The 20,138-nt window shown below is 64.9% G+C and carries 3 protein-coding genes; all 3 read left to right on the forward strand.

The window, feature by feature from the left end; all coding sequences use genetic code 11:
- Window positions 1-1,352: 1,352 nt before the first annotated feature.
- From H663_RS39330 to H663_RS42430, 3 genes are read left to right on the forward strand one after another with little or no spacing between them, the layout of a single operon-like run.
- Complete coding sequence (locus H663_RS39330; RefSeq protein ID WP_165803961.1) at window positions 1,353-2,351, forward strand: OmpA family protein; 999 nt, start codon at window positions 1,353-1,355, stop codon at window positions 2,349-2,351.
- 10 nt (window positions 2,352-2,361) lie between these two features.
- The gene (locus H663_RS39335) at window positions 2,362-2,541 is read left to right on the forward strand and encodes a hypothetical protein (protein ID WP_053173021.1); all 180 of its coding nucleotides are present in this window, start codon (window positions 2,362-2,364) and stop codon (window positions 2,539-2,541) included.
- Between the two features lie 2 nt (window positions 2,542-2,543).
- Window positions 2,544-19,571: an Ig-like domain-containing protein gene (locus tag H663_RS42430; RefSeq protein ID WP_116695936.1), complete on the forward strand. Its 17,028-nt coding sequence runs from the start codon at window positions 2,544-2,546 to the stop codon at window positions 19,569-19,571.
- Window positions 19,572-20,138 lie beyond the last annotated feature (567 nt).

Raw genomic sequence — 20,138 nt, forward strand, 5'->3', positions numbered from 1 at the left:
GACCTACCAATCACCGCCATCCCGTAGGTCGGCACTCGCAGAGTCCGACATTGTGGGTTGGGCACAAGCCCCTGTCGGGGTCTTCGACCGCCGACCTACAAATCACCGCCATCCCGTAGGTCGGCACTCGCAGAGTCCGACATGGTGGGTTCGGCACAAGCCCCTTGTCGGGGTCTTCGACCACCGACCTACCAATCACCGCCATCTTGTAGGTCGGTACTCGCAGAGTCCGACATGGTGGGTTCAGCACAGGCCCCTGTCGGGGTCTTCGACCACCGACCTACCAATCACCGCCATCTTGTAGGTCGGCACTCGCAGAGTCCGGCAATGTGGGTTCGGCACAGGCCCCTGTCGGGGTCTTCGACCGCCGACCTACCAATCACCGCTATCTCGTAGGTCGGTACTCGCAGAGTCCGACAATGTGGGTTGGGCACAAGCCCCTGTCGGGGTCTTCGACCGCCGACCTACCAATCACCGCCATCTTGTAGGTCGGCACTCGCAGAGTCCGACATGGTGGGTTCGGCACAGGCCCCTGTCGGGGTCTTCGACCACCGACCTACCAATCACCGCCACCTTGTAGGTCGGTACTCGCAGAGTCCGACATGGTGGGTTCGGCACAGGCCCCTGTCGGGGTCTTCGACCACCGACCTACCAATCACCGCCACCTTGTAGGTCGGCACTCGCAGAGTCCGACAACGTGGGTTCGGCACAGGCCCCTTGTCGGGGTCTTCGACCACCGACCTACCAAACACCGCCATCTTGTAGGTCGGCACTCGCAGAGTCCGACATTGTGGGTTCGGCACAGGCCCCTGTCGGTGTCTTCGACCGCCGACCTGCACCATCTTTGAGCAATTCAAAACTTGAGCCTGCCGGACCAATAAGACCCATCTCATCCGATCGCGGCTGCTGAAAACACCCAGCCCCTTCACGAACCAATACCCGCCCAAAGCTCGACACATATGTGCCTGATCCGCAAGCCCTTTGCGGTCGTACCCTGCTGCGAGAGGTCACGCGAACTAGCGGATGCAAGACCTTGATATTCATGACACTGTTTGTGGGCACGGTGTCAAAAACCCCTTTGGCGCTCTCAAAAGCAGTCACAAAACCCTGCTTTGTGACGCCTGTAGACACGCCTTGAGCTGACATTTTGTGGTTTTTTGATCAAACCGCAAAAAAACCTGTCAAAAGTGTCAAAAAAGTCATGGGCATACCCCAATTGGGGGTTATGACGTCATGAAATTCTCAGTATCTTCAGAATCAAATTGCTTTATTCAACAAAAAACACAAGACCTAAATATTGTGAGCGATTGATGTTTTTGTGGTGTACGGCACCGCAAACATTGGAGATGTCAGTGAAAACAAAAAAACTGCTGAAAAATTGGAGCCAAGCTTTGCTCACTGAATTGTCGGTGTGGGCAGCGCTGTGTCTGTTGCTGGCTCCTGTGCAGCTCAAATCACAACCTGCACACCCTGTGAGTGTAGAGGCCAAGCATGCAGGAGTGACGGCGCAAATTGATGTGCTGGGTCAGGCCTTTCGTGCGCCTGCGCCAGTGGCAAGGGATCAGGCACGCATCATTGTTTACCGAACCAATGACAACCGCTTGCCCGGTGCCACCAGCATTTTCATTGATGACCGTTACCACGCATCACTGGTGCGCGGTGCCTGGAGCGCTTTGTGCTACCGCGTGGGCAACATAGAAATAGGCGCACGCCAAATGGATGCCGCCAACCGTCCCAAAGACCTGGTCGATGCCATCACAGTCACGAGATTGGAGGGCGGCACCACCCACTATTTCAAAGTGCAGGACGTCAACGGACGCCCGGTCATGCAGCCCATACCCGCTGTCAGAGCGCAGCAGGAAAACAGCGCTGCGCTGGAGCAAATTCACACCGTCTCCCGCATAGCGCAGGAGTGCCGCATTGACAACTCGCCGCAGCGTCAACGCGTCACCGAAGAAATCACGCTGGGTGCGCACACCTTGTTTGCCTTTGACCGCTCTGACCCGGCGGCCATGACCGAACAAGGCGTGAGGTCCATCAATGACATGGTCGACAAAATCCAGCGCGACTTTTTGGATTTGGAACACATGCACCTGATTGGGCATGCAGACCCCTTGGGCAAAAAAGATGCCAATGAAATGCTGGGCATCAACCGTGCGCGCACGGTCAAGCAATACATCGAACGAAGGTCACTGCCCGGTGTGCGCATCACCACCGAAGGGCGAGGCGACCGTGAACCGATTGTCACGAACTGCTCCCCCATAGATACCCCAGAAAGCATTCGCTGCAACCTGCCTAATCGGCGCGTGGTTGTGCAAGTCACGGGCATCAAACGCAACCTCAACCAGTGATGACAAGAACATGGTGACCCTCATCGCCCCCCATCTGAGCCAACGCCCGCATGAGCGGGTTGTTGCGTTGGTGCAGATGTTTCAAGGCGCATCGGCACCCGGTCACTGCATGGGCGCCCAAGCGCCTGACCATCCAATCACAGCCCTGTGCCTGGCACAGGACGGTGGTGCTGAAGACAGCAAAGCATAACTATGGCCAAGCAATACAAAGTCATCGCCCAAAACGGCAAAGACGCTGCCAAGGATGTCCTCATCGAGCAGGATCTGGGCGCGCGAGGGCAGCCCATACGCATCAAAGCGGTGGCAGGCGTCAAATACGTGCTGGAAGACCTGCAGCGCGACAAACCTGTCGGCCCCGACTACGTCAAAGTACGCCGCTCTGGCAAAAATCTGCTGGTCATCTTTCCCGGTGAAAACGAAGCCTCACTGATTCTTGAGAATTACTACGAGGTCATGCCCCCCGGCCACGTAGGCCTGATTGGCCGGGCCGAAAACGGCAAGTACTACCCCTACATTCCCGAAGACCCCAAAACCATGGGCCTGGTGGCCGTGCTCAGCGACGGTGCACAAGCCGTCAACGTGGCCTTGGGCCAAGCAGAGGTCATCCCCTTTGGCATGCCTTCACCTGGCAATGCGATGCCGGGTGCAAGCCCTGGCACCTTAGCTGGTGGATTACCGGGCACATTGCCCGTGGACCCAACAGGTGCGCTTCCAGGAGGCCCAGGCTGGAGCCCCTTGTTACCGTTGTTGGGACTGGGGGCCGTTGCCGCACTCGCTAAAAATAGCGATCCCGGCCCCAGCACACCCACAACGCCGCCGCCGCCCGTGCCGGGCGCTGCACCTAGCATCATCGTCACCAGCGACAAAGAACAACTGGCCGCCGGGCAGACTGCCACCATCACCTTCAAGCTCAGTGAAGCCAGCACCGACTTTGCCGCTGGCGATGTCACCGTGGTGGGCGGCACGCTGAGCAACTTCACCGGCTCGGGTACCACTTACACCGCCACTTTCACACCCGCAGCAGGGGCCACCAGCGCCGCCATCCTGGTGGGCAGCGGCACCTTCCGCAACGCCGCAGGCGTCACCAACGACGACGGGGCCGAAGCCAACAACACCGTCGCACTCAAAATTGGCGACCCCGTCATCGGCAACCCCGGTGACAAAGTGCCCCCGACCGTCATCGTCACCAGCAACAAAAGCCAGCTGGCCACGGGTGACACTGCCACCATCACCTTTGACCTGAGCGAGGCCAGCAGCAACTTTGGCCTTGCCGACGTCACTGCCGTGGGTGGCACCTTGAGCAACTTCCAAGGCAGCGGCACGCGCTACACCGCCACCTTCACGCCCGCTGCCAATGCCAAAGGCGGCGCGGTGGTCGTGGCCAGTGACCGCTTCACGGATGCAGCAGGCAATGCCAACAAAGACGGCTCGGACACCAACAACGCCGTCGCGCTCAGCCTGGGCGCTGACGAAAGCATTGACAGCGAACCGGGTGATAACGGAGGCGGTGGTAGCGGAGGAACAGGTGGCGACACCGCCCCCCCAACCATCATCGTCAGCACCGACAAAAGCCAGCTGGCCACGGGCGACACCGCGCTCATCAGCTTCACCCTGAGCGAGCCCAGCACCGACTTCAGCCTGGCTGATGTCACCGTGGTGGGCGGCACACTGTCCGATTTCAAAGGCACCGGCACCAGCTATGTGGCCACCTTCACGCCCACAGCAGGTGCCACCAGTGGGGCCATCGTGGTGGCCAGCAACACTTTCAGCGATGCCGCCAAAAACTTCAACGCCGACGGCCAGGAACCCAACAACACCGTCTCACTGAGCCTGGGCGGAACCAGAAGCGGAACGGGTGGAACGGACGACACCACACCCCCCACCGTCATCGTCAGCAGCAACAAAACCGACCTGGCCACTGGCGAAACCGCCACCATCACCTTCACCCTGAGTGAAGCCAGCACTGACTTTGCCGTGGGTGATGTCACCGTGGTCGGCGGCACATTGAGCAACTTCACAGGCAGTGGCACCAGCTACACCGCCACCTTCACGCCTTCGGCAGGTGCAGTCAGCGCGGCCATCGTGGTGGCCAGCAACACCTTCAGCGACGCGGCCAAAAACTTCAACGCCGACGGCCAGGACATCAACAACACCGTCTCCCTGAGCATCGGCAGGGGCACAAGCACGGGCACACCCGACACCGTGCCCCCCACCGTCATCGTCGCCAGCAACAAGACCCAGCTGGCCACCGGCGACACCGCCAGCATCACCTTCACCCTGAGCGAGCCCAGCACCGACTTTGCCGTGGGCGACGTCACCGTGGTCGGCGGCACATTGAGCAACTTCAGCGGCAGCGGCACCAGCTACACCGCCACCTTCACCCCCACAGCGGGTGCCACCAGCGGCGCCATCGTGGTGGCCAGCAACACCTTCAGCGATGCGGCCAAAAACTTCAACGCCGATGGCCAGGAATCCAACAACACCGTATCGCTCAGCCTGGGCAACGCCACAAGTGGCGGCGGCACCGCCACAGCCGACACCGTGCCCCCCACCATCATCGTGGCCACGGACAAAACCGAGCTGACCCCCGCTGACACCGCAGTCATAACATTCACCTTGAGCGAAGCCAGCACCGATTTTTCGCTGGCCGACGTGACCGTGATCGGCGGCACACTGAGCAATTTCACGGGCTCGGGCACCAGCTACAGCGCCATCTTCACGCCCAATGCAGATGTCAGCAGCGGTGCCATCGTGGTCGCCAGCAACACCTTCAGCGACGCGGCCAAAAACTTCAACACCGACGGCCAGGAACCCAACAACACCGTCTCACTGAGCGTCCAAGAGTTCATCTTTCCTGACAACAGAAACAACAACAACGACATCATCCCGCCCACCATCGTTGTCAGCAGCAACAAAACCAATCTGGCCACGGGCGAAACCGCGCTCATCAGCTTCACCCTGAGCGAGCCCAGCCCCAACTTTGTCTTGGGTGATGTCACCGTGATCGGCGGCACGCTGTCCAACTTCCAGGGCACAGGCACCAGCTACACCGCCACCTTCACGCCCACCAACGGCGCAACGGCTGCCGCCATCCTGGTGCCCAGCTTCAGTTTCAAGGACTTCAGCGAGAACTTCAACGCCGACGGCCAGGAACCCAACAACGCTGTGGCCCTGAGCATCGGCGGTGCCGCCGCAGGCCCCAACCCCGACAGCACGCCGCCCACCATCATCGTGGCCAGCAACAAAACCGGTTTGTCCGCAGGTGAGACGGCCACCATCAGCTTCACCCTGTCCGAATCCAGCAGCAACTTTGGCCTGGCCGACGTCAACGTGATTGGCGGCACCTTGAGCAACTTCCAGGGCTCGGGCACCAGCTACATCGCCACCTTCACGCCCACAGCGGGCGCCAGCAGCGGCCAGATCTTGGTCGACAGCGACCGCTTCACCGACACCGCAGGCAACGCCAACAAAGACGGGGCCGAGCCCAACAACGGCGTCACCTTGAGCCTGGGCCTGCCCGCAGGCACAGGCGGCACCACCACGCCCAACCTGGCCGACACCACGCCGCCCAGCATCATCGTCACCAGCAACAAGGCGAACCTGGCCAGCGGCGAGACGGCAACCATCAGCTTCAACCTGAGTGAAGCCAGCACCAACTTTGCCCTGTCTGATGTCACCGTCGTGGGCGGGCAGCTGAGCAACTTCATCGGCTCGGGGTCCAGCTACAGCGCCACCTTCACGCCAACCAGCGGCTCCACCAGCGGTGCCATCGTGGTGGCCAGCAACACCTTCAGCGACGCGGCAGGCAACACCAACGGCGACGGCGGCGAACCCAACAACGCCGTGGCTCTGAGCATCGCGCTGCCCGCATCGGGTGGTACGGGTGGGGGCACCACGCCCGGTGCCGACATCACGCCGCCCACCATCGTCGTCAGCAGCAACAAAACCGCGCTGGCCACGGGCGAAACCGCCACCATCAGCTTTTCCTTGAGCGAGCCCAGCCTCAACTTTGCTGTGAACGACGTCACCGTCATCGGCGGCACGCTCAGCAACTTCCAGGGCATAGGCAGCAACTACACCGCCACCTTCACCCCCAACCCCGGGGCCACAGCGGCCGCCATCGTGGTGGCCAGCAACACCTTCAGCGACGCCGCCGCCAAATTCAACCAAGACGGCGGCGAAGCCAACAACGCCGTGGCCCTGAGCATTGGCGCGCCCGCAGCGCCCGGCCCGGCAGGTGACACTGCACCGCCCACCGTCATCGTTAGCAGCAACAAAAACACCCTGGCCACCGGCGAAACCGCCACCATCAGCTTTGCCCTGAGCGAGGCCAGCAGTGACTTCAACATCGGCGACGTCACCCTGGTGGGCGGCACTTTGAGCAACTTCACCGGCTCCGGCACCAGCTACAGCGCCACCTTCACCCCGAGCAGCGGGGCCAACAGCGCCGCCATCGTGGTGGCCAGCGGCGCGTTTTCAGACGCGGCCGGCAACTTCAACGCCGACGGTGCTGAAACCAACAACACCGTCTCGCTGAGCATCGGCACGCCCCCCACGGGTGGCGGCAGCGTCACGCCCCCACCGCCCACCGACACCGTCCTGCCCACCGTGATCGTCAGCGCCAGTAAAAACAACCTGGCCCTGGGCGAAACCGCCACCATCAGCTTCAACCTGTCTGAAACCAGCACCGACTTTGCCTTGAGCGACGTCACCGTGGTCGGCGGCACGCTCAGCAACTTCACCGGCTCGGGCACCAGCTACACCGCCACCTTCACCCCCACCAGCGGGGCCAGCAGCGGTGCCGTCATGGTCTCCAGCACCACCTTCCGCGATGCGGCCGGCAACTTCAACGCCGACGGCCAGGAACCCAACAACGCCGTGGCCCTGAGCATCGGCGGCGCAGCTGCAGGCCCCAACCCCGACACCACGCCGCCCACCGTCATCGTCAGCAGCAACAAATTGGGCCTGACCGCGGGCGAGACCGCCACCATCAGCTTCTCGCTCTCCGAAGCCAGCAGCAACTTTGGCCTGTCCGACATCAACGTCATTGGCGGCACCTTGAGCAACTTCCAGGGCTCGGGCACCAGTTACATCGCCACCTTCACGCCCAACGTGGGCTCCTCCAGCGGCCTGATCCTGGTCGACAGCGACCGCTTCACCGATGCCGCAGGCAACAACAACAAAGACGGGGCCGAGCCCAACAACGGCGTCACCCTGAGCCTGGGCCTGCCCGCAGGCACCAGCGGCCTGAGCACGCCCAACCCGGCCGACACCGGCCCGCCCACTGTCATCGTCAGCAGCAACAAAACCTCGCTGACTTCGGGTGAGACCGCCACCATCAGCTTTTCCTTGAGCGAGCCCAGCAGCAACTTTGCCCTGTCGGATGTCACCGTCGTGGGCGGCACGCTCAGCAACTTCACCGGCTCGGGCACCAGCTACACCGCCACCTTCACGCCCACCGCAGGCTCGGTCAGCGGTGCCATCGTGGTGGCCAGCAGCACCTTCAGCGACGCCGCAGGCAACACCAACGGCGACGGCCAGGAACCCAACAACACCGTGGCCCTGAGCATCACGGCAGCACCTCCCGCAGGCACGGGCACTGGCACCGGAACGGGCGCGGGCACCACCACCCCGCCTGGCGACACCGCGCCGCCCACCGTCATCGTCAGCAGCAACAAAACCACGCTGGCCACGGGCGAAACCGCCACCATCAGCTTCAACCTGTCCGAACCCAGCACCGACTTCACCGTGGGAGATGTGCTGGTCGTGGGCGGCAGCCTCTCCAACTTTCAGGGCAATGGCACCAGCTACACCGCCACCTTCACACCCAACGCCGGTGCGGCCAGCGCTGCCATCGTGGTGGCCAGCAACACCTTCAGCGACGCCGCCAAAAACTTCAACCAGGACGGCACCGAACCCAACAACGCCGTCTCGCTGAGCATCGGCAGTGCGCCCCCCGCAGGCACAGGCACGGGCGGCACCACGCCCCCGGCCGACGTGCTGCCGCCCACCGTCATCGTCAGCAGCAACAAAACGGCGCTCACCACCGGCGAAACCGCCACCATCAGCTTCAGCCTGAGTGAGCCCAGCACCGACTTCAACGTCGGTGACGTCACCGTGGTGGGTGGCACTTTGAGCAACTTCACCGGCTCCGGCACCAGCTACAGCGCCACCTTCACGCCCACCGCAGGTGCGGCCAGCGCCGCCATCGTGGTGGCCAGCAACACCTTCAGCGACGCCGCAGGCAACAACAACCAGGACGGCCAGGAGCCCAACAACACCGTCTCGCTGAGCATGACAGCGCCCACCACCCCCGGCGGCACAGGTGGAACGGGCGGCACCGTCACCCCGCCTGCCGACACCACACCGCCCACGGTCATCGTCACCAGCAACCGCAGCCAGCTCGCCAGCGGCGACACCGCCACCATCAGCTTCAACCTCAGTGAAGCCAGCAGCAACTTTGCCCTGGGTGATGTCACCGTGACCGGCGGCACGCTGAGCAACTTCATTGGCAGCGGGGCTAGCTACAGCGCCACCTTCACCCCCACAGCGGGTGCCACCACGGCCACCGTGCAAGTGGCCAGCAACACCTTCAGCGACGCCGCAGGCAACAACAACAACGACGGCGCAGAACCCAACAACAGCGTGGCCCTGACCTTGGGCCAGGCCACCTCGGGTGGCGGCACGCCCCCACCCACCGACACCACACCGCCCACCGTCATCGTGAGCGCCAGCAAAACCAATCTGGCGCAGGGCGAAACCGCCACCATCAGCTTTGGCCTGAGCGAGACCAGCAGCAACTTCGGCCTGGGCGACATCACCGTCGTGGGTGGCACTTTGAGCAACTTCACAGGCTCAGGCACCAGCTACACCGCCACCTTCACCCCCACGCCCGGTGCCAGCAGCGGGGCGATTTTGGTCTCCAGCGGCGTGTTCAGTGACGCCGCAGGCAACAACAACGCCGACGGCCTCGATGCCAACAACGCCGTGGCCCTGAGCATCGGCGGCGCAGCCGCTGGCCCCAACCCCGACGCCACACCACCCACCGTGATCGTCAGCAGCAACAAAACCGGCCTGGTCACCGGCGACACCGCCACCATCAGCTTCAGCTTGAGCGAGGCCAGCAGCAACTTTGGCCTGGCCGACATCAACGTCATTGGTGGCACGCTGTCCAACTTCCAGGGCAGTGGCACCAGCTACATCGCCACCTTCACGCCCAACGCTGGCGCTGTCAGCGGCCTGATTTTGGTGGACAGCGACCGTTTCACCGATGCCGCAGGCAACACCAACAAAGACGGTGCCGAGCCCAACAACGGCGTCTCCATCAGCCTGGGCCTGCCCGCAGGCACCACCGGCCTGAGCACCCCCAACCCGGCTGACACCGCCCCACCCACCATCATCGTCAGCAGCAACAAAATCGCGCTGACCTCGGGCGAGACGGCCACCATCAGCTTCAACCTCACCGAGCCCAGCAGCAACTTTGGGCTGTCAGATGTGACGGTCATCGGTGGCAGCTTGAGCAACTTCCAGGGCTCTGGCACCAGCTACACCGCCACCTTCACACCCAACGCAGGCTCGGTCAGCGGTGCCATTGTGGTGGCCAGCAACACCTTCAGCGACGCCGCAGGCAACACCAACGGTGACGGCCAGGAACCCAACAACGCCGTGGCCTTGGGCATCACCGCCCCGGCCCCCACGGGCACGGGCACCGGAACGGGCGGCACCACCACCCCGCCCGGCGACACCGTGCCGCCCTCCGTCGTCGTCAGCAGCAACAAAACCACGCTGGCCACGGGCGAGACCGCCACCATCAGCTTTTCCTTGAGCGAGCCCAGCCTCAACTTCGCCGTCAACGACGTGACGGTGATTGGTGGCACCCTGAGCAATTTCCAGGGCAGTGGCAGCAACTACACCGCCACCTTCACCCCCGCAGCAGGGGCCGCAGCAGCTGCCATCGTGGTGGCCAGCAACACCTTCAGCGACGCCGCAGGCAACTTCAACACCGACGGCAGCGAAGCCAACAACAGCGTCGCCCTGAGCATCGGCACACCTGCCGCGCCCGGCCCAGCAGGTGACACCTCGCCGCCCACCGTCATCGTCAGCAGCAACAAAACGGCGCTCACCACCGGCGAAACCGCCACCATCAGCTTCAGCCTGAGTGAGCCCAGCACCGACTTCAACTTGGGTGACGTCACCGTGGTGGGCGGCACTTTGAGCAACTTCACCGGCTCCGGCACCAGCTACAGCGCCACCTTCACGCCCACCGCAGGTGCGGCCAGCGCCGCCATCGTGGTGGCCAGCAACACCTTCAGCGACGCCGCAGGCAACAACAACCAGGACGGCCAGGAACCCAACAACACCGTCTCGCTGAGCATGACAGCGCCCACCACCTCCGGCGGCACGGGCGGCACCGTCACCCCGCCTGCCGACACCACACCGCCCACGGTGATTGTCACCAGCAACAGGAGCCAGCTCGCCAGCGGCGACACCGCCACCATCAGCTTCAACCTCAGTGAAGCCAGCAGCAACTTTGCCCTGGGTGATGTCTCCGTCACAGGCGGCACGCTCAGCAACTTCATTGGCAGCGGTGCCAGCTACAGCGCCACCTTCACCCCCACAGCAGGTGCCACCACGGCCACCGTGCAAGTGGCCAGCAACACCTTCAGCGACGCCGCAGGCAACAACAACAACGACGGCGCAGAACCCAACAACAGCGTGGCCCTGACCTTGGGCCAGGCCACCTCGGGTGGCGGCACGCCGCCGCCCACAGACACCACACCGCCCACCGTCATCGTGAGCGCCAGCAAAACCAATCTGGCGCAGGGCGAAACCGCCACCATCAGCTTTGGCCTGAGCGAGACCAGCAGCAACTTCGGCCTGGGCGACATCACCGTCGTGGGTGGCACCCTGTCCAACTTCACCGGCTCAGGCACCAGCTACACCGCCACCTTCACCCCCACGCCGGGTGCCAGCAGCGGGGCGATTTTGGTGTCCAGCGGCGTGTTCAGTGACGCCGCAGGCAACAACAACGCCGACGGCCTCGATGCCAACAACGCCGTGGCCCTGAGCATCGGCGGCGCAGCCGCTGGCCCCAACCCCGACGCCACGCCACCCACCGTGATCGTCAGCAGCAACAAAACCGGCCTGGTCACCGGCGACACAGCCACCATCAGCTTCAGCTTGAGCGAGGCCAGCAGCAACTTTGGTCTGGCCGACGTCAACGTCATTGGCGGCACGCTCTCCAACTTCCAGGGCAGTGGCACCAGCTACATCGCCACCTTCACGCCCAACGCTGGCGCTGTCAGCGGCCTGATTTTGGTGGACAGCGACCGCTTCACCGATGCTGCAGGCAACACCAACAAAGACGGTGCCGAGCCCAACAACGGCGTCTCCATCAGCCTGGGCCTGCCCGCAGGCACCACCGGCCTGAGCACCCCCAACCCCGCCGACACCACGCCGCCCACGGTCATCGTCAGCAGCAACAAAAACACGCTCAGCAGCAACGAAACCGCCACCATCAGCTTCAACCTGTCCGAAGTCAGCAGCAACTTTGCGCTGTCTGATGTGACAGTCATCGGTGGCAGCCTGAGCAACTTCCAGGGCTCTGGCACCAGCTACACCGCCACCTTCACCCCCAACGCAGGCGTCACCGGCGCGGCCATCATGGTCGCCAGCAACGCCTTCAGCGACGCCGCAGGCAACACCAACGGCGACGGCGCAGAGCCCAACAACGCCGTGGCCCTGGGCATCAACGCCCCGGCCCCCACGGGCACGGGTACAGGCACCAGCACCGGAACGGGCGGCACCACCACCCCGCCCGGCGACACCGTGGCCCCCACCATCATCGTCAGCAGCAACAAGGTCAACCTGGCCAGCGGCGAAACCGCCACCATCAGCTTCGCCTTGAGCGAGCCCAGCAACAACTTTGCCCTGAACGACGTGCTGGTCGTGGGCGGCACCCTGAGCAACTTCCAGGGCAGCGGCAGCAACTACACCGCCACCTTCACCCCCACGGCGGGTGCCACCAGCGCCGCCATCGTGGTGGCCAGCAACACCTTCAGCGACGCCGCAGGCAACTTCAACGCCGACGGCGGCGAAGCCAACAACGCCGTGGCCCTGAGCCTGGGCGCGGTCAACCTACCGGTCACGGGTGGCACAGGCACGGGCGGCACCACCACGCCCCCCGCCGACAACACCCCGCCCACCATCGCCATCACCAGCAGCAAGAGCCAACTGGCCACGGGCGAAACCGCCACCATCAGCTTCACGCTCAGCGACACCAGCAGTGACTTCAGCCTGGCTGACGTCACCGTGCTGGGCGGCACGCTCAGCAACTTCCAGGGCAGCGGCACCAGCTACACCGCCACCTTCACCCCCACAGCAGGCGCTACAGGCGCAGCCGTGCTGGTCTCCAGCGGCCGCTTCAGCGACGCGGCAGGCAACTTCAACGCCGACGGGGCCGAACCCAACAACGCCGTCGCCCTGAGCATGAGCCTGGCCACGCCCCCGGGTGGCACGGGCACAGACACCGGCACGAACCCAGGCGGCACGGGCGGCACGCCCACAAACCCCGGTGGCACGGGCGGCACCGGCGGCACCACGCCCCCGGCCGACACCGTCGCCCCGACGGTAGCCGTCACCAGCAACAAGGCCAACCTCGCCCCCGGCGAGACCGCCACCATCAGCTTCACCCTGAGTGAAATCAGCACCGACTTCAGCCTGGCGGACGTCACCGTCGTCGGTGGCACGCTCAGCAACTTCCAGGGCAGTGGCACCAGCTACACCGCCACTTTCACGCCCACTGCAGGCGCCACCGGCGGGGTCATCGTCGTGGCCAGCAGCCGCTTCAGCGACGCCGCAGGCAACTTCAACGCCGACGGGGCCGAACCCAACAACGCCGTCAGCCTGAGCCTGGGCGGCACCAACCCCAGCACGCCAGTGAACCCCGGTGGCACAGGTACAGGCACGGGCACCACCACCGGCAGCACCGACACCACCGCGCCGACGATTGCCATCACCAGCGACAAAACCGGCGTGGCCGCAGGCGACACTGCCACCATCAGCTTCACGCTCAGCGAGCCCAGCAGCAACTTTGGACCCGGCGACATCACCGTCACGGGCGGCACCCTCAGCAACTTCCAGGGCTCGGGCACCAGCTACATCGCCACCTTCACCCCGACCGCAGGCGCGGCCAGCGGCACCGTCAGCGTGGCCAGCGGCCGCTTCAGCGACGTCTCGGGCAACTTCAACGCCGACGGCTCCGAACCCAACAACGCCGTGGCCCTGAGCATCGGCAGCACCATCGTCAACCCGGCGGCGGCCAACCTCGACCTCGCACCGCCCACCATCGCGGTCACCAGCAACAAAAGCACGCTGGCCAGCGGCGACACCGCCACCATCAGCTTCACCCTGAGTGAGCCCAGCAGCAGCTTTGCCCTGGGCGACGTCACCGTCATCGGCGGCACGCTCAGCAACTTCCAGGGCTCGGGCACCAGCTACACCGCCACCTTCACGCCCACAGCGGGTGCCAGCGGCGCGGCCATCATGGTGGCCAGCAACACCTTCAGCGACGCCGCAGGCAACACCAACGGCGACGGGGCTGAGCCCAACAACGCCGTGGCCCTGAACATCACGGCACCCACCGGCATCGGCACCGGCACCGGCACAGGCACGGGCGGCACTGGCACGGGCACAGGCGGTACGGGCACAGGTGGCACCACGCCACCGCCCGACACCCTGCCGCCCACCATCGCCGTCACCAGCAACCAGACCAACCTGACGCCCGGCCAAACAGCCACCATCAGCTTCACGCTCAGCGAGCCCAGCAGCAACTTTGGCCTGAGCGATGTCACCGTGGTCGGCGGCACTTTGAGCAACTTCCAGGGCTCAGGCACCAGCTACACCGCCACCTTCACCCCCAACACCGGCGCCACCAGCGGCGCGGTGCTGGTCAGCAGCGGCACCTTCAGCGACGCATCCAACAACTTCAACACCGACGGCAGCGAGCCCAACAACACGCTGGCGCTGAACATCAGCAGCGCAGGCACGGGCGGCACAGGGGGCACCGGTGGCACAGGTACAGGCACGGGTGACAACGGTGGCACCGGCACCCCCGTGGACATCAACCCCCCCACGATTGCCGTCACCAGCAACAAAGACAAGCTGGCCACGGGCGAAACCGCCACCATCAGCTTCACCTTGAGTGAGCCCAGCACCGACTTCAACCTGGCGGACGTCACCGTCATTGGCGGCACGCTCAGCAACTTCACCGGCAGCGGCACCAGCTACACCGCCACCTTCACGCCCACAGCGGGCGCCAGTGGCGCGGCCGTGCTCGTCTCCAGCGGCCGCTTCAGCGACGCTGCGGGCAACTTCAACGCCGACGGCACCGAACCCAACAACGCCGTGGCCCTGAGCCTGAGCGCCGTGGACCCCGGCACCGGTGGCACAGGAACGGGCGGTACGGGCGGTACAGGCACTGGAGGAACGGGTGGCACCAACCCCGGCACAGGCGGCACAGATCCCGTGCCCCCCACCATTGCCGTCACCAGCAACAAGGCCAACCTCGCCCCGGGCGAAACGGCCACCGTCAGCTTCACCTTGAGTGAGCCCAGCACCGACTTCAACTTGGCGGATGTCACCGTGGTCGGCGGCACGCTCAGCAACTTCATCGGCAGTGGCACCAGCTACACCGCCACCTTCACGCCCACCGCAGGTGCCACCGGCGGCGCCATTGTGGTGGCCAGCAACCGCTTCAGCGACGCCACAGGCAACCTCAACCTCGACGGGGCCGAGCCCAACAACGCCGTCAGCCTCAGCCTGGGCGGCACCAACCCCAGCACGCCTGTGAACCCCGGCGGCACGGGCACCGGTGGCACCGGAACAGGTGGAACAGGTGGAACAGGTGGCACCACCACCGGCAGCACCGACACCACCCCACCCACGATCGCCGTCACCTGCGACAAAGACGGCGTGGCCGCTGGCGACACCGCCACCGTCAGCTTCACCCTCAGCGAGCCCAGCAGCAATTTCGGCCTGGGCGATGTCACTGTGATTGGCGGCACGCTCAGCAACTTCCGGGGCTCGGGCACCAGTTATGTGGCCACCTTCACCCCCAACGCGGGTGCCACCAGCGCCGCCATCATGGTGGCCAGCAACCGCTTCAGCGACACCTCGGGCAACTTCAACACCGACGGTGCCGAACCCAACAACGCCGTCACCCTGAGCATTGGCGAAAACGTCGCCAACCCCAACGCGGCCAACCTCGACACGGTGCCCCCCACCATCGCGGTCACCAGCAACCAGACCAGCCTGAGTGCAGGCCAAACGGCCACCATCAGCTTCACGCTCAGTGAGCCCAGCACCAGCTTCGGCTTGGGTGACATCACCGTGGTCGGCGGCACCCTCAGCAACTTCACCGGCAGCGGCACCAGCTACACCGCCACCTTCACCCCCACCGCAGGCGCCACCGGCGCGGCCATCGTGGTGGCCAGCAACACCTTCAGCGACGCCGCAGGCAACACCAACGGCGACGGCGCTGAGCCCAACAACGCCGTGGCCCTGAGCATCGCGGCCCCCACAGGCACGGGCACGGGCGGCACAGGCACGACGCCCGACACCCTGCCACCCACCATTGCCATCACCAGCAACCAGACCAACCTGAGCCCCGGCCAGACCTCCACCATCAGCTTCACCTTGAGCGAGCCCAGCACCAGCTTTGGCTTGGGTGACATCACCGTGGTCGGCGGCACGCTCAGCAACTTCCAGGGCTCGGGCACCAGCTACACCGCCACCTTCACCCCCACCGCAGGCGCCACCAGCGGCGTGGTGCTGGTCAGCAGCGGCAGCTTCACCGACGCCGCAGGCAACAACAACGCCGACGGTGCCGAGCCCAACAACACACTGGCGCTGAACATCAGCAGCGCAGGCACGGGTGGCACAGGTGGCACAGGCACAGGCACAGGCACAGGCACAGGTGGCACAGGTACAGGCACAGGTGGCACAGGTACAGGCGGCTCCGGCACCCCCGTGGACATCAACCCGCCCACAGTGGCCATCAGCAGCAACAAAGGCAACCTCGCCATCGGCGAAACCGCCACCATCAGCTTCACCCTCAGCGAGACCAGCACCGACTTCAACCTGGGCGATGTCACCGTCATCGGTGGCACCCTCAGCAATTTCACCGGCAGCGGCACCACCTACAGCGCCACCTTCACCCCCACCGCAGGTGCCACCGGCGCAGCCGTGCTGGTGTCCAGTGGCCGCTTCAGCGATGGCGCTGGCAACACCAATGCCGACGGCAGCGAGTCCAACAACACCGTGGCCCTGAGCATGGTCAGCGTTGACCCCGGCACGGGCACAGGCGGAACCGGCAGCACTGGCGGCACGGGCAGCACGGGCGGCACTGGCGGGACCGGCGATACGAGTGGCACAGGCAGCACGGGCGGAACCGGCAGCACTGGCGGCACCGGCGGTACAGGCACGGGCAGCAGCGACACCGTGCCTCCGACCGTCGTGGTCAGCAGCAACAAGGTCAATCTGGCCAGCGGCGAAACCGCCACCATCAGCTTCACCCTCAGCGAAGCCAGCAGCAACTTTGGCCTGGGCGATGTCACCGTCATCGGCGGCACGCTCAGCAATTTCACGGGCAGCGGCACCACCTACAGCGCCACTTTCACCCCCACCCCTGGGGCCACGGGCGCCGCAGTGCTGGTGTCCAGCAACCGCTTCAGCGACGCAGCAGGCAACTTCAACGCCGACGGCGCTGAAGCCAACAATGCCGTGAGTCTGAGCCTGGCTGGCACCAACCCCGGCACCGGAGGGAGCGGCACAGGTGGCACAGGCACCGGCGGCACCGGCGGCACCGGTACAGGCGGCACGGGCACGGGCACGGGCACCGGCAGCACCGACACCACACCCCCCACGGTGAGCGTCAACACCAACAAAATCGGCCTGGCCCCGGGCGAGACGGCCACCATCAGCTTCACCCTGAGCGAGGCCAGCAGCAACTTCAATCTGGGCGACATCACCGTCATTGGCGGCACGCTCAGCAATTTCACGGGCAGCGGCACCAATTACAGCGCCACCTTCACCCCCACGGCGGGTGCCAGCAGCGCCGCCATCATGGTGGCCAGCAACAGCTTCACCGACGCCGCAGGCAACGCCAATATGGACGGTGCCGAGGCCAACAACGCTGTCTCTTTGAGCATCGGCACCAGCGTGCTCAACCCGACCCCGGTCGACACCACCCCGCCCAGCATCGCCATCAGTGCCAGCACCAGCCAGCTCACGGCGGGCCAAAGCACCACCGTCACCTTCACGCTCAGTGAAGCCAGCACCACCTTTGGCCTGGGCGACATCAGCGTGGTCGGCGGCACGCTCAGCAATTTCACCGGCTCCGGTACCAGCTACAGCGCCACCTTCACCCCCAGCGCAGGCGCCACCAGCGCCGCCTTGTTGGTGAGCAGCAACAGCTTCACCGACGCCGCAGGCAACGCCAACACCGACGGTGCCGACGCCAACAACGCCCTGTCCCTGAGCATCCTGCCTGCCAGCGGCGGCACGGGCACAGGCGGCACGGGCACAGGCGGCACCGGCACCCCGGTCGACACAACCGCGCCCACCGTGACCGTCAGCAGCAGCCAAAGCAACCTGACACCCGGCCAAAGCACCACCCTCAGCTTCACCCTGTCTGAGTCCAGCAACACCTTTGGCCTGGGCGACATCAGCGTGGTCGGTGGCACGCTCAGCAACTTCCAGGGCTCGGGCAGCAGCTACACCGCCACCTTCACGCCCACCGCAGGTGCCACCAGCGCAGCGGTCTATGTGGCCAGCGGGAGCTTCACCGACGCCGCAGGCAACACCAACATCGACAGCCCCAGCGGCAACAACGCGCTGGCGCTGAACATCAGCAGCGGCGGCACAGGCGGCACAGGTGGCACGACCGACATCCTGCCACCCACCGTCACCATTTTCAGCAGCCAAAGCCAGCTGACCAGCGGCCAGACGGCCGTCATCGGCTTCCAGCTGAGCGAGCCCAGCAACACCTTCAACGCCAGCAGCGTCACCGTCGTGGGCGGCACGCTGTCCAACTTCCAGGGCTGGGGCAACAGCTACACCGCCACCTTCACGCCCACCCCGGGAGCCACCAGCGCGGCCGTGTTTGTGGCCAATGGCAGCTTCACCGATGCCGCTGGCAACATGAACATGGACGGTGCCGAAGCCAACAACACCCTCTCACTGAGCCTGAGCACAGGCACGGGTGGCACGGGTGGCACGGGAACAGGCGGCACAGGCACCGGTGGCAGCGACAACACCGCGCCCACCATCGCCATCACTTGCAACACCGATATGGTGCTTTTGGGCCAGACCCCCACCGTCTACTTCACCCTCAGTGAAGCCAGCACCACCTTTGGCCTGGGTGACATCACCGTCATGGGCGGCACCCTGAGCAACTTCCAGGGCAGCGGCACCAGCTACAGCGCGACCTTCACGCCAACGCCCAACACCTACAGCGCGGCCATCTACGTGGCCAGCGACAAATTTGCAGACGCCGCAGGCAACCTCAACAAGGACGGCGCAGACGCCAACAACGCGCTGTCCCTGGGCCTTGAATGCCCCTGCGACCCCGTCAGCTTTGCCGCCACCAGTGGCGTCTTCAGCTACGCCCCCGAGGGCACCAGCGCAGGCGAGCTCAATGGCGACAGCCTCAACGACCTGATGTCCAACGTCAGCGCCAACAGCATGGCTGCCCCGCAGGTGCAAAGCTACGTCGTCTTCGGCGGCATGTCCGACATCACCGCAGCCGTCTTCCACAGCGACAGCACCACCGGCATCGACACCCTGGCCCTGACCGGCAGCAACCAGACCCTGAGCTTCAGCCCCACCGATGGCCAGGCTCTGCAAGGCATCGAAGAAATCGACCTGACAGGCACCGGCAACAACCTGCTGAACCTGAGCCTGAACGTCATGCAGAACCACTTCGGCGCTCACGACGTCTACAACAGCAGCAACTGCACCGGCCTGGCCGCCCACGAAGCCAAAGCCCAGCTCATGATCAGCGGCAACCAGGGCGACCAAGTCGTCCTGTCCGATCTGACGCAGTGGACCGCATCGACCACCCCCGTGGTCAACCACGGTCAAACCTATGTGGCCTACAACCACAACAGCGCCGCTGCGCAGCTGTTGATCGAACAGGCCCTGCTCGTCACCGCCGTGTAAACCCCCCGGAGCCCGCCCCATGGTCACCCGCCTTGACAGGTCACCGGCTTCAGCCCCGACAGGTGCCTGTGCCGGAGCCTGCAACGTCGGAGCTGAAGCTACCGACCTACGAGGGACATGTATGGGTGGGTCGGCGGCTTCGGCCACGACGGGGGCCTGTGCCGGAGCCTGCAATGTCGGAGCTGAAGCTACCGACCTACGAGGGACATGTATGGGTGGGTCGGCGGCTTCGGCCACGACGGGGGCCTGCGCCGGAGCCCGCAATGTCGGAGCTGAAGCTACCGACCTACGAAGGCACGGTATGCGTAGGTCGGTGGTCGAAGACCCCGACGTTTGCATGCAAAGCTCAAACGAAGATGACGGGCGATGGTGGTGGAACGGGCAAGTGTCGGACTCTGCGAGTACCGACCTACGAGGGACATGTATGGGCGGGTCGGCGGCTTCGGCCACGACGGGGGCCTGCGCCGGAGCCCGCAATGTCGGAGCTGAAGCTACCGACCTACGAGGGACATGTATGGGCGGGTCGGCGGCTTCGGCCACGACGGGGGCCTGCGCCGGAGCCCGCAA

Source organism: Limnohabitans planktonicus II-D5 (genome assembly GCF_001270065.2).
Classification (GTDB): Bacteria; Pseudomonadota; Gammaproteobacteria; order Burkholderiales; family Burkholderiaceae_C; genus Limnohabitans_A; species Limnohabitans_A planktonicus.